This window comes from Streptomyces sp. NPDC097617, from assembly GCF_044761485.1.
Classification (GTDB): Bacteria; Actinomycetota; Actinomycetes; order Streptomycetales; family Streptomycetaceae; genus Streptomyces.
The window spans coordinates 50,483-62,193 of sequence record NZ_JBIWCL010000037.1; the positions used below are offsets into that span (position 1 = coordinate 50,483).

11 protein-coding genes are annotated in these 11,711 nt (G+C 72.9%); 7 read left to right on the forward strand and 4 right to left on the reverse strand.

The features are described from left to right. Positions 1-13 precede the first annotated feature (13 nt). On the reverse strand, positions 14-724 hold the full coding sequence (locus tag ACIQZO_RS37430) for an ABC transporter ATP-binding protein (RefSeq protein ID WP_403635446.1): 711 nt from the start codon (positions 722-724) through the stop codon (positions 14-16). Beyond that, positions 721-1,806: an ABC transporter permease gene (locus tag ACIQZO_RS37435; protein WP_403635447.1), complete on the reverse strand. Its 1,086-nt coding sequence runs from the start codon at positions 1,804-1,806 to the stop codon at positions 721-723. The genes ACIQZO_RS37430 and ACIQZO_RS37435 overlap by 4 nt, the downstream gene beginning before the upstream one ends. Positions 1,807-1,940: 134 nt before the next feature. On the opposite strand from ACIQZO_RS37435, the gene ACIQZO_RS37440 reads away from it, so the two are divergent. Beyond that, positions 1,941-3,239, forward strand: a complete 1,299-nt coding sequence (locus ACIQZO_RS37440) for a sensor histidine kinase (RefSeq protein WP_403635449.1) — start codon at positions 1,941-1,943, stop codon at positions 3,237-3,239. Beyond that, the gene (locus tag ACIQZO_RS37445) at positions 3,236-3,868 is read left to right on the forward strand and encodes a response regulator (RefSeq protein WP_403635450.1); all 633 of its coding nucleotides are present in this window, start codon (positions 3,236-3,238) and stop codon (positions 3,866-3,868) included. Before ACIQZO_RS37440 ends, ACIQZO_RS37445 begins: the two co-directional genes overlap by 4 nt. Before the next feature lie 230 nt (positions 3,869-4,098). On the opposite strand, the gene ACIQZO_RS37450 is transcribed toward ACIQZO_RS37445, so the two are convergent. Then, positions 4,099-5,586, reverse strand: coding sequence for a PLP-dependent aminotransferase family protein (locus ACIQZO_RS37450; RefSeq protein WP_403635451.1), 1,488 nt, complete (start codon positions 5,584-5,586; stop codon positions 4,099-4,101). A gap of 291 nt (positions 5,587-5,877) precedes the next feature. Here ACIQZO_RS37450 and ACIQZO_RS37455 point away from each other — a divergent pair, with 291 nt between their 5' ends. From ACIQZO_RS37455 to ACIQZO_RS37470, 4 genes are all read left to right on the forward strand, one after another. Next, a complete protein-coding gene (locus ACIQZO_RS37455; protein WP_403635453.1) occupies positions 5,878-6,492 on the forward strand; it encodes an NTP transferase domain-containing protein in 615 nt (204 codons plus the stop codon). 252 nt (positions 6,493-6,744) lie between these two features. Beyond that, a complete protein-coding gene (gene aceB / locus ACIQZO_RS37460; RefSeq protein ID WP_403635454.1) occupies positions 6,745-8,364 on the forward strand; it encodes a malate synthase A in 1,620 nt (539 codons plus the stop codon). Positions 8,365-8,641: 277 nt separating this feature from the next. Then, positions 8,642-9,832 (forward strand): GDSL-type esterase/lipase family protein, encoded by a 1,191-nt coding sequence (locus ACIQZO_RS37465; RefSeq protein WP_403635455.1) that lies wholly within the window; start codon positions 8,642-8,644, stop codon positions 9,830-9,832. Positions 9,833-10,099: 267 nt separating this feature from the next. Further along, entirely contained in the window at positions 10,100-10,588 is a 489-nt protein-coding gene (locus ACIQZO_RS37470; RefSeq protein ID WP_403635457.1) for an SRPBCC family protein, read from the forward strand. Between the two features lie 22 nt (positions 10,589-10,610). On the opposite strand, the gene ACIQZO_RS37475 is transcribed toward ACIQZO_RS37470, so the two are convergent. After that, on the reverse strand, positions 10,611-11,000 hold the full coding sequence (locus ACIQZO_RS37475; RefSeq protein WP_403635458.1) for a VOC family protein: 390 nt from the start codon (positions 10,998-11,000) through the stop codon (positions 10,611-10,613). A 126-nt stretch (positions 11,001-11,126) separates the two neighbouring features. Here ACIQZO_RS37475 and ACIQZO_RS37480 point away from each other — a divergent pair, with 126 nt between their 5' ends. Continuing rightward, entirely contained in the window at positions 11,127-11,459 is a 333-nt protein-coding gene (locus tag ACIQZO_RS37480; RefSeq protein ID WP_403635460.1) for a hypothetical protein, read from the forward strand. Positions 11,460-11,711: the final 252 nt, after the last annotated feature.

Here is an 11,711-nt window from a genome sequence, read left to right on the forward strand (position 1 = left end):
TCAGGACGCCGGTTCAGGACGCCGGGGCCGGCTCCTGGGACGCGTCCTGCGCCGCGCCCGGCGTCAGGCTGCCGTCCGTCATCGTCGCCGTACGGTCCATCCGCTCCAGGTGGGCGTGGTCGTGCGTGACCAGCACCGTGGCCGTGCCGCGCTCCCGGGTCAGGGTGACCAGCAGGTCGAGGACGGCCGCACCCCGCTCGTGGTCCAGTGCGCTGGTCGGCTCGTCGACCAGCAGCACGGCGGGCTCGTTCATCAGGGCGCGGGCTATGTTGATCCGTTGCCGCTGCCCCCCGGAGAGCTGGTGGGGCCGCTTGTCGGCCTTGTCGGACAGGCCCACCGCCTCCAGCAGTTCCAGCGCCCGGCGGCGCTGGGCCCGCACGGGCCGGCCGGAGAGGTGCGCCATGACCTGGAGCTGTTCGGCGGCGGTCAGCGAGGCCAGCAGGTTCGGCTGCTGGAAGACGATGCCGATCTTCTCCCGGCGCAGCGCCGACTTCTCTGCGGGCCCGAGCAGCGAGGTGTCCTGGCCCGCGACGACGACCCGGCCGGAGTCCGGGGTGACGAGGGTCGCGGCGACCGCCAGGAGGCTGGACTTGCCGGAGCCGGAGGGGCCTATGACCGCGGTCAGGGTGCCGGCCGGGACCTCCAGGCGGACCGCGTCGAGGGCGGTGAGCCGGCTCTCGCCGTCGGGGTAGGTCAGCGTGACGTCGTGGACGAGGAGGGTCATCGGGCGCTCCCGAGGGCGGTCAGCGGGTCGACGGCGGTGATCCGCCGGATGGACAGGGCGGCGCCCAGCGCGCCGAGCAGGATCATGATCGCGGCGGGGACGAGCACCGTGGCCGCGTCGAGGACGAAGGGCACGGGGCCGCCGCTGATCAGCGCGCCGAAGCCGGCCGCGAGGGCGGTGCCCAGCCCGGTGCCGAGGGCGAGCATCACGACGGCCTGGCCGAGGGCGTCCCTCAGGAGGTACGGGGTGGAGGCACCCAGTGCCTTCAGCACGGCGATGTCCCCGCTGCGCTGGATCGTCCACACCGTGAAGAAGGCCCCTATCACCAGGGCCGAGATGGCGAAGAGGAAGCCGCGCATCAGCTGGAGCGAGCCGTTCTCGGCCTGGTACGAGCCGATCGCGCCCAGGGCCTCGTCGACGGTCCGGGCCTTGGTGGCGGCGGCCCTGTCCGCCGCGGCGAGGTCCACACCGCTGCCGGACACGGCGACGACGGTGGCGAGGGTGTCGATCGAGGTGCCGGGATTGCCGACGCGCTGCCAGTCGCCCAGGTCCATCCAGACGACCGGGGTGTGGCTGTAGGCGGCGGTTCCCGACACGCCGGCCACGGTCAGCTCGAGCGGGCCGATCTTGAGCTTGGCCCCGGCGGTCAGGCCGCCCAGCTCCTTCGCGGCCTTCTCGGTGAGGACCACCTGCCCCTGGGTGAGGCCGGCGTCGCGCGGCGCGAGCCCGCCGGCGGAGTCGACACCGAAGACCGAGACCGCGGCGGTGCGCTCACCCGAAACGGCGTTGGTGGTGCGGATGCCGAGCGGCTCCGCCGACCTCACCCCGGGCTGCTCCCGCCAGGCCAGCCAGGCGGGCTCGGGCACCTGGGAGCTGGTGAAGGACACCTTCTGGTCCCCGGTGGGCGCGGCGAAGGCCAGGTGGGTGGCGGGCAGGCCGGTGATGGCCGAGATGTTCTCCCGGGCCAGTCCGGAGGTGAGCCCGGACAACAGGCCGACCAGCAGCGTGATGAGCAGCACGACCGAACCCATGAGGGCGAAGCGGCCCTTGGCGAACCGTAGATCTCTCCATGCGACGAACATGTTCCCCACCTTGGTCGTCCGCGTGGACACAAGGCATCGCGCCACAGTAGCGATCCTCGTATCGAAGGGTGCGCCCGGACATCAAACTTTCGGTTGACCGGGGCCGGTCCGCACCCACTTACGCTGGTCGGGTCATGACTCCTCCCCCCGCTCCTCCCGCCTCCCCACCCGCGCGCGCCCTCACCCCCGTCTCGAAGGTGCTGCGGCTGTGCCTGCACGCGCTGCTCTTCGGGCTGCTCGCGCTCGCCGCCGGGCGGGCCGTCACCGGCTCCGCGCCCGGGGCCGGCCCGGTGATCGCCGCCTGCGCCCTGCTCGCCGCCGTCTACGCGGGCGGCGTACGGGCCCCCGCCGTGCACAGCTCACCGCGCGCCGGGGCGCTGTGGCTGACCGGACTCGGCGCGGCCTGGGCTGGCCTGCTCGTGGTCTCCCCCGACGGGCTGTGGATCGCCTTCCCGCTGTACTTCCTGGAGCTGCACCTGCTACGGCTGCGCTGGGGGGTCGCGGCGGTGGCGGTGACGGCGTGCGCGGCCATCGGCGGGTTCGTCGCGCACAGCGGCGCGGCGACCCCCGGGGCATTCCTCGGGCCGCTGCTGGGCGGGGCGGTGGCGGTGGCGACCGTACTGGGCTACCAGGCGCTGTACCGGGAGAGCGAGCGCCGCCGGGAGCTGATCGAGGAGCTGATCACGACCCGGGCCGAGCTGGCGGCGGCCGAGCGGGGCGCCGGGATCCTGGCCGAGCGGGAGCGGCTGGCCCGGGAGATCCACGACACCCTCGCCCAGGGGCTGTCCTCCATCCAGCTGCTGCTGCGGGCCGCCGAGCGGGCGCTGCCCGAGGGGGCCCCGGCGCTGGAGCACATCGCCCGGGCGCGGGAGGCGGCCCAGGACAACCTCGCCGAGGCGCGTCGCTTCGTACGGGCCCTCACCCCGCCGGACCTGGAGCACGGGTCGCTCGCGGCGGCGCTGGAACGGCTGTGTACGGGGGTTCCGGGGCCGCGGGTGCGGTTCTCGCTGAGCGGCGTTCCGCGGGTGCTGCCCACCCCGTACGAGGTGGCCCTGCTGCGGATCGCGCAGTCGGCGCTGGCCAATGTGGTGCGGCACGCGCGGGCCGGGCGCGCCGAGATCACCCTGACGTTCATGGACGCCTCGGTCACCCTCGACATCGTCGACGACGGGCACGGTTTCGACCCGTCGTCGGTGACGTCGGGCGCCTCGGGCTCCGGCGACGGCGGTTTCGGGCTGCCCGCCATGCGCTCGCGCGCCGAGACCCTGGGCGGGCTGTTCACGGTGGAGTCGGATCCCGGGCAGGGCACCGCCGTGGCCGTCACCCTGCCGCTGCCCCTCGAACACCTCGAACCCTCACCGCACGCAGAACCCGCACAGCCCACACAACGCGCACAGCACGCGGAACAGCCGGACGCCGTGGAGGCCCTGTGACCATCCGTCTCCTGCTCGCCGACGACCACCCGGTGGTGCGGGCCGGGCTGCGCGCGGTGCTGGACACCGAACCGGACTTCGCGGTGGTGGCCGAGGCGGCGACCGCCGAGCGGGCGGTCGAGCTGGCCGCCTCCGGCGACGCGGTGGACGTGGTCCTGATGGACCTCCAGTTCGGCCGCGGCATGCACGGTTGCGAGGCGACCGCCCTGATCACCGCCCGCCCGGGCGCCCCCCGGGTGCTGGTGCTGACCACGTACGACACGGACGCGGACATCCTGGCGGCGGTGGAGGCGGGCGCCTCCGGCTACCTGCTCAAGGACGCCCCGCCGGAGGAGCTGGCGGCGGCCGTACGGACGGCTGCGGCGGGCCAGTCGGCGCTGGCCCCGGCGGTGGCGCTGCGCCTGATGGACCGGGTGCGGACCCCGGCGGAGGCGCTGACGAAGCGGGAGCTGGAGGTGCTGCAACTGGTCGCGGACGGCCTGTCGAACCAGCAGATCTCCAAGAAGCTGTTCCTCAGCCAGGCCACGGTCAAGTCCCACCTGGTGCACGTCTACGCGAAGCTCGGCGTCGACTCCCGCACCTCGGCGGTCGCGGCGGCCGCCACCCGCCGCCTGATCCGCACCGGTTAGGGGGCCGGCCCCCGGGCCGACAGGCGGGGCAGCAGGCGGGTGCGCGTGCCGCGCCGACGGCAGCATCAGGGATGTCGAACTGCCGAGCCCCGCAGCGAGAGCGAGCTGGTGATGCCTGCCCCCTCCCCGTCCGTCCCCGCGCACCGGGCCGCGTACTGACGGCGGTGGTGCTGATGTTCCGCCCGACGGCGAACCGGTACTTCCGCGGGCCGGCGTAGGCCCCCGTACGCCTACGCGACCCAGTACGGGCGCTCCACCGCCGACGCCAGCGGGATCCCGTCGTGGAAGGCGCCCGCCAGGCGGCGGACGCCCTCGTCGAGCCGGTCGGCGGGGAGTGTGTACGGAATCCGCAGGCGGTGTTCGAAGGTCCCCGGGTCCACCCCGAAGCGCGCGCCGCGGCCGATGTGCACCCCGGCCGCGGCGGCCCGCTCGGCCAGGGCGGAGCTGACCGGTTCGCCCAGGTCGACCCAGAGCGAGAGGCCGCCCGGCGGGACCTGCCAGGACCATTCCGGGGTGTGCCGCTGGAGCGCCCCCACCAGGGCCTCGCGCTGGATGCGCAGCTGCGCGAGCCGCGCGGGCAGCGCCCGGTCCATGTCGTCCATCAGCGGGAGGGCGACGAGCTGGTCGAGCACCGAGCCGGTCATGTCGGCCGAGACCCGTACGGCCGTCAGCTCCGTGATCATCTTGGCGGTGGCCCGGATCCAGCCCACGCGCAGCCCGCCCCAGTGCGTCTTGCTCAGCGAGCCGATGGTGATCACGTGGTCCGCGCCGCCGCGCGGGGCGAGGGAGGCCAGCGGTGCGGGCGCGGGAACGTCCAGCGCGATGTCGGCGATGGTCTCGTCGACCACCAGCCAGGTCCCGGTCGTGCGGGTCGCCGCGAGCAGCCGCAGCCGCTGCTCCGGCGGCATCAGCGCGCCCGTCGGGTTCTGGAAGTCGGGAATGGTGTACGCCAGCCTCGGCACGGTCTGGCGCAGCGTGGACTCGGCTATCTCCATGTCCCAGCCCGCGTCGGAGACGGCGATGGATCCGGTGCGCAGCCGTGCGTGGCGCAGGGCGTCGAGGGCGTTGGCGTAGGTCGGGTTCTCGGTCACGACCCGGTCGCCGGGCCGGCAGAGCAGGCTGACGACCAGTGCGAAGGCCTGCTGGGCCCCGGCCGTGACCAGGATCTGCTCGGGGCGCGTGGGCAGTCCGCGCCGGGTGAACCGGTCGGCGACGGCGCCGCGGAGGTCGGGCAGGCCGAAGGGGTGGTAGCCGGGGTCGCGGGCGAGCTGTGAGAGCCGGGGCGCGGCCCATGCGAAGGCCTCGGCGAGACTGCCCTCCGGGGCGCCCATGGCGGCGATGGCGAGGTCGACGCCGGGGTCCCCGTCGGCGCTGTAGCCGCCGGCGCCGAGCAGGGCGTGGGCCCCGACCGGCCGGTGGCCCTCGGGGAGCTCGGTCCAGGTGCCGGAGCCGCGCCGGCTGCGGACGTAGCCGCTCTCGCGCAGCAGGTCGTAGGCGCCGGTGACGGTGGCCCGGCTGGCGCCGACCGCCTCGGCGAGTTCGCGCTCGGCGGGCAGGCGCACGTGCAGGGCGACGCGGCCGTCGAGGATCAGCGTGCGGACGGCGTCGGCGAGGGCCCGGTAGCCGGGGCGGGCCAGGACGTCGGCGGGCAGCAGGGCCGCGAGCTGGCGGCTGCCGATGGTTCTGTCCGCTGCCTGGACCACTCGCCCGTTTGCCATGCCAACCTCCCCTGATTGGCTCTGACGGCCAGGCCAATCCAGGACCAGACTCGCCGTATTGGCCCCCGATTGGCAAGGAGACGGCGAGATGTTGACCGACCGTGACGAGCGCGCCCTGCTTTCCGCCGCCGAAAACCGGATCGCCCGTCCACTGCGGATCGGCCGTCCACTGCGGATCGGCGCCGCGCTGGCCTCCGTGCGGCGCACCCTGGCGCGGCGGTCGCCCGCAGGGTCACAGGATCGGCCGCCGGGGCGCCCGCAGGACCGGAGTCAGGAGCGAGAATCGGTGGCATGCCAGCCAACGACGCACCTTCCGACCCGCACCTGATCGCGGGCCTGCTCCTGGCCGCCGGCGGCGGCCGCCGGCTCGGCGGGCGACCCAAGGCCCTGCTCCCCTACCGCGGCCGCCCGCTGGTCGAGAACGCCGTACGGGTGCTGCGCGAGGCGGGCTGCGGCCCGGTGCACGTGGTGCTCGGCGCCTCGTCCGCGGAGGTGCGCGAGCGCGCGGACCTGGCCGGCTGCGTGGTCGTGGACAACCCGGACTGGGCCGAGGGAATGGGCTCCTCGCTGCGGGTGGGCCTGACCTCGCTGGCCGGTACGGGGGCCGGCGCGGCGCTCGTCTCGCTCGTGGACCAGCCGGGCATCGGCCCGGAGGCCGTGGCCCGGGTGCTCCAGGGCTACCGCTCCCCCGCCAGCCTGGTGGCGGCGGCGTACGACGGGGAGCGCGGCCACCCCGTGCTGTTCGGCGCGGACCGCTGGGCCGACATCGCGGCGACGGCGACCGGCGACAAGGGCGCGCGGGTGCATCTTGCGCGACATGCCGAGGAGCTCATGCTGGTGGAGTGTGCGGACATCGCGGAGGCCTTCGACATCGACACACCGCCCGACCTGGCACGACTCCTCTGAGCGCGGCGTGACGATGCTGGCACTGAGGGCCACCGGAAAGCGGAATCTGTCGACTCGGAGAATCTCGACATCAACAAACCATTGAACTTCCACCATGAGGAAATTACTATCCACTGGTCAGAAGCGCCCTGAACCCACAGACGGCGCCCGCGACCGTATCCCGGAACTCTCCACACCCGACGGCACTGCGTGCCGTCTCGCGCGAGCATTCCCCCGCGGCCGCCAGGCACCGCCGCTGAAGGAGTGACAGATATGTCCGCACCAGCGCCGTCCCCGCTGGCCATCGTCGACGCCGAGCCCCTGCCCCGGCAGGACGAAGTCCTCACCGAAGCGGCCCTCGCCTTCGTGGCCGAGCTGCACCGGCGGTTCGCCCCCCGCCGCGGCGAGCTCCTCGCCCTTCGCGGCGAGCGCCGTGCCGAGATCGCCCGGACCTCCACCCTCGACTTCCTCCCGGACACCGCACAGGTCCGCGAGGGCGACTGGAAGGTGGCGCCGGCCCCGGCCGCGCTGAACGACCGCCGTGTGGAGATCACCGGTCCGACGGACCGCAAGATGACCATCAACGCCCTGAACTCGGGCGCCAAGGTCTGGCTCGCCGACTTCGAGGACGCCTCGGCTCCCACCTGGGAGAACGTCGTCCTCGGCCAGCTGAACCTCATCGACGCCTACGAGCGTCGCATCGACTTCACCGACCCCCGCACGGGCAAGGCGTACGCGCTGAAGCCCGCCGCCGAGCTCGCGACCGTCGTCATGCGGCCGCGCGGCTGGCACCTGGAGGAGCGTCACCTGCGGTTCGAGGGCGGTCCGGCCTCCGGCTCGCTCGTGGACTTCGGGCTCTACTTCTTCCACAACGCCAAGCGCCTGATCGACCTCGGCAAGGGCCCGTACTTCTACCTGCCGAAGACGGAGTCGCACCTGGAGGCGCGCCTCTGGAACGAGATCTTCGTCTTCGCCCAGGACTACGTCGGCATCCCCCAGGGCACCGTCCGCGCGACCGTCCTCATCGAGACGATCACCGCCGCGTACGAGATGGAGGAGATCCTCTACGAGCTGCGCGACCACGCGGCCGGCCTGAACGCGGGCCGCTGGGACTACCTCTTCTCCATCGTGAAGAACTTCCGTGACGGCGGCGAGAAGTTCGTCCTGCCGGACCGCAACGCGGTGACGATGACCGCCCCGTTCATGCGGGCGTACACCGAACTGCTGGTCCGCACCTGCCACAAGCGCGGCGCGCACGCCATCGGCGGCATGGCGGCCTTCATCCCGTCCCGCAAGGACGCCGAGGTGAACAAGGTCGCCTTCGAGAAGGTCAAGGCCGACAAGGACCGCGAGGCGGGCGACGGCTTCGACGGCTCCTGGGTCGCCCACCCCGACCTGGTCCCGATCGCGATGGCCTCGTTCGACGCGGTGCTCGGTGAGAAGCCGAACCAGAAGGACCGCCTGCGCGAGGACGTCTCGGTGGCCCCGGGCGAGCTCATCGCGATCGACTCCCTGGACGCGCGGCCGACGTACGAGGGCCTGCGCAACGCGGTCCAGGTCGGCATCCGCTACATCGAGGCCTGGCTGCGCGGCCTCGGCGCCGTCGGCATCTTCGGCCTGATGGAGGACGCGGCCACCGCCGAGATCTCACGCTCGCAGATCTGGCAGTGGATCAACGCGGGTGTCGTCTTCGAGAACGGCCAGACGGCCACGGCCGACCTGACCCGCAAGATCGCCACGGAGGAACTGGCCGCCATCCGCGCCGAGGTCGGCGAGGAGGCCTTCGCAGCCGGCAAGTGGAACCAGGCCCACGACCTCCTCCTCCAGGTCTCCCTGGACGCGGACTACGCGGACTTCCTCACCCTCCCCGCGTACGACCAGCTGGTCGGCTGAGACCGGGGTTCGACCGGAACGCACACCGGCCGAAACCCGTCGGCTCCGCCCCCGTCGCCTCACGGCACGGGGGCGGAGCCGTTTGCGTTCCACAACAGGAGGAGCGGGCTCCCGAACGACCGGTCGGTCGTTACTCGTTCGTAACTTGCCTGTACCTAGCGGTAACAAGTGCGCCCGTGTCACCTTTCCGATGCCACCGGCCGGCGGTACCCCCACTTCCCAGCCACGCGACGCAGTCGTCGCCGACTTCGGCGTGGCCGAACGCAGGAGTTCCGCAGTGATCGGATTCCGCAACGTCAGCAAGGACCGGGACCGCAGTCGGGTGCGACGACTGGCCGGGGCCGGTTTGGTCGTGCCGCTCGCCGTCAGCGCGCTGCTGGCCGGCGGAGCCGGAACCTCGGCCGCCAGCCCCGGGACCGGGCCCACCGCCGTGGTGTCCATGGGCGACAGCTACATCTCCGGCGAGGCCGGCCGCTGGAAGGGCAACAGCCTGACCAACAGCGGGAGTCGCAACGGGACCGACCGGGGCTGGGTCAGCGGCAGCACCTACGATCCCGGCAAGGTCTACGGGACCACGGCCGGCGGCTGTCACCGCTCCGACTCCGCCGAGGTGCGCAGCGCCGGGGCGATCGCCGATGTCGCCGTGAACCTGGCGTGCTCGGGGGCGGTCTCGGAGAACGTGTTCCGCGCCTCCAACGGCGGTGTCTCCTTCAGGGGCGAGGCCCCACAGGCCGATCAGCTCGCGGCGGTGGCCGCGAGCCACAACGTCAAGGTCATCGCCCTGTCCATCGGCGGGAACGACCTCGGCTTCGCCGACATCATCACGGACTGCGCGCTCGACTTCGTCCTCTGGAACTCGTACTGCTACGACGACCAGCAGGAGGGGGTCGACCAGAAGATCGACGCGGTCATGGGCAAGGTCGGCAAGTCCGTCGACGAGATCCGGGCCGTGATGCGCGCCGGCGGGTACGCCGACTCCTCGTACCGGATCGTGCTGCAGTCCTACCCGTCGCCGATCCCGCGCGGCGCCGAGAACCGGTACACGCAGAGCGACTGGAGCCGTCTCAACTCGGGCGGCTGCCCCTTCTGGAACCGTGACTCGGACTGGGCGCGCGACTCGCTCGTGCCGCAGCTGGCCAACCGGATCAAGGGGGTCGCGGCGGCCAAGGGCGCGCAGTTCCTGGACCTGCGGGACATGATGCAGGGCCGCGAGGTGTGCGCGAAGGCGAGCAAGCAGGTGACCTCCTCGGTGCCGGCCTCGGCGAAGACCAGCGAGTGGGCGCGCTGGATCGACAACAACGAGACGCAGGGGCTGATCCAGGAGTCCATGCACCCGAACTACTTCGGCCAGCTGGCCGCGGGACGCTGCCTGGCCCTGGTCGTGGCGCAGCCCGCGAGCTCCGGCTTCAGCTGCAAGAACACGGCCGGTGCGGACCAGACGGGCATGTTCTTGACCCCGGCCCCCTAGGAGGCCTGTCGTAGGCGGTCGCAGTGCCCGGGCACTGCGACCGCCTCGGCGCTCCACCGGGCCGCACCGGGCGATGCGGAGCGACACCTGGTGACACCGGGCGAGACCGGGCGAGACCGGGCGACGCGGCCCGGTGGAGCCCCTTGCGCCCGTTCGGGTCAGTGGGACTGCGCGAACGGCCCTTCGGCGCGAGTCTGGGGGTGAGGGGCGGGGCGACCGACCGCGGGCCCGACGCGGCGCGCCGCATCCGTGAGGAGCGTGATCGGCGTGGCCCGCAACCGCCGCCTGATCCTGAGCACGCCGTCCGAGGTCTGGCGCCTGCTGTCCGACGGCCACCGCTACGGCGAGTGGGTCACCGGAACCCAGCAGGTCCTCGCCGCGGATCCGCACTGGCCCGAGGTGGGGGCCCGGCTGAAGGTCCGGGTCGGCTCCGGCCCCCTCACGCTCGACGACACGTGCGTCGTCCGCCGGTGCGAGCCGGAGCGCCGCCTGGAACTGGAGGCGCGGGCGGAACCCTTCGGCGCGGCGCGCATCGCCATGCGCCTGGCCCCCTGGGGCGAGAACACCCTGTTCACCCTGGACTGGCACCCCCTGCGCGGCCCCGGCACCCGGATGCACGGGCTCCCCGTGGACTACCTCGTCGCCATCCGCAACGGGATGATGCTGACGAAGCTCGCCAGGATCGCGGTGCGCGAGCACGCGGACGCGGACATGCGGGCGCCCGGAGGCACGGCCCGGGGGGCGGCCCGCCGATGATTCCTCCGACGGGACGGGCGGGTCACTCGGCGGGGCCCGTCAGCACCGACAGGATGTTGCCGGCCGGGTCCTTGAACCAGGCGATGGTGGGCATGCCGTCATCGCCGTGCACGATGCCCTTGGCGTCCGCCTCGAAGCCCTCGTAGCGCTCGAAGGCGACACCGCGCCCGGTCAGTCCGTCGACGGCCCGCTCGACGTCGTCCACCGGGAAGTTCAGGATCGTGTAGGTCGCGGGCCGGAAGTCCTCCTTCGGGTAGACCATGACCGTGGTGCCGCCCGCGAGGTCCAGACGGAGCACGCTCATCCGATCGTCGCGCGAGACGCTCAGGCCGAGGGTGGTGCCGTAGAACTCCTCGGCCTTGTCCAGGTCGTCGACGGCGAATCCGCTGAAGGCCCTGCTGTTTTCGAACATGACGGTTCCTTCGGTCCGGGCCCCCCTTCCCATGGTCCCTCCGGGACGGCCGGGCGTCGATTCCACACGCCGGAGCCCGCGGAAAACGCAGTGATCGGCGGGCGGGGTGCTGGCATCCTCGGGCGCATGGCAGTCCGCAGCGTACGTCCCAGCCTCTACATCTCCGTCGACATCGAGGCCGACGGCCCCATTCCCGGACCGTATTCGATGATCAGTTTCGGAGCCTCGGTCGCGGGCCGGCAGGACGGGGCTTCGTATACCGCCACCGATCCCGAACAGCTCACCTTCTACCGGGAGTTGCGCCCCATCAGCGAGGAATTCGTGCCCGAGGCGCTGGCCGTGAGCGGGCTGGACCGCGACCGGCTGGTGCGGGAGGGCGCCGATCCGGCGGTGGCCATGGCCGGGTTCCGCGCCACACGCACCATGCCCTGGACGACGCGATCGAACAGGCCGAGCTGATGAGCAACTTGATGTTGTGGACTCCCCCTGCGCCGGCCGCGGAGCGGGTCGCCGGCCTCTTCCACTCGACCTGCTGACCGGGGCGAACGCACGCGGCGGCGGGGGGGGGGCCCCCCCCCCCCCCGGGGGGGGGGGGGGGCGCCCCCCCCCCCCCCCCCCGCCCCTGCGGGCACGGCGGACTACTGCTTGTGGGCCGCCCACGCGTGCTGGATGACCAGGTCGGCCTTCAGTTCGGTGAGCTGGATCGCGACC

What these genes read in the sequence shown, in the direction of transcription:
- ACIQZO_RS37430 (WP_403635446.1), bottom strand. Translation starts at nt 724, where the DNA reads ATGACCCTCCTCGTCCACGACGTCACGCTGACCTACCCCGACGGCGAG.
- ACIQZO_RS37435 (WP_403635447.1), bottom strand. Translation starts at nt 1,806, where the DNA reads ATGTTCGTCGCATGGAGAGATCTACGGTTCGCCAAGGGCCGCTTCGCC.
- ACIQZO_RS37440 (WP_403635449.1), top strand. Translation starts at nt 1,941, where the DNA reads ATGACTCCTCCCCCCGCTCCTCCCGCCTCCCCACCCGCGCGCGCCCTC.
- ACIQZO_RS37450 (WP_403635451.1), bottom strand. Translation starts at nt 5,586, where the DNA reads ATGGCAAACGGGCGAGTGGTCCAGGCAGCGGACAGAACCATCGGCAGC.
- ACIQZO_RS37455 (WP_403635453.1), top strand. Translation starts at nt 5,878, where the DNA reads ATGCCAGCCAACGACGCACCTTCCGACCCGCACCTGATCGCGGGCCTG.
- aceB (WP_403635454.1), top strand. Translation starts at nt 6,745, where the DNA reads ATGTCCGCACCAGCGCCGTCCCCGCTGGCCATCGTCGACGCCGAGCCC.
- ACIQZO_RS37475 (WP_403635458.1), bottom strand. Translation starts at nt 11,000, where the DNA reads ATGTTCGAAAACAGCAGGGCCTTCAGCGGATTCGCCGTCGACGACCTG.
- ACIQZO_RS37480 (WP_403635460.1), top strand. Translation starts at nt 11,127, where the DNA reads ATGGCAGTCCGCAGCGTACGTCCCAGCCTCTACATCTCCGTCGACATC.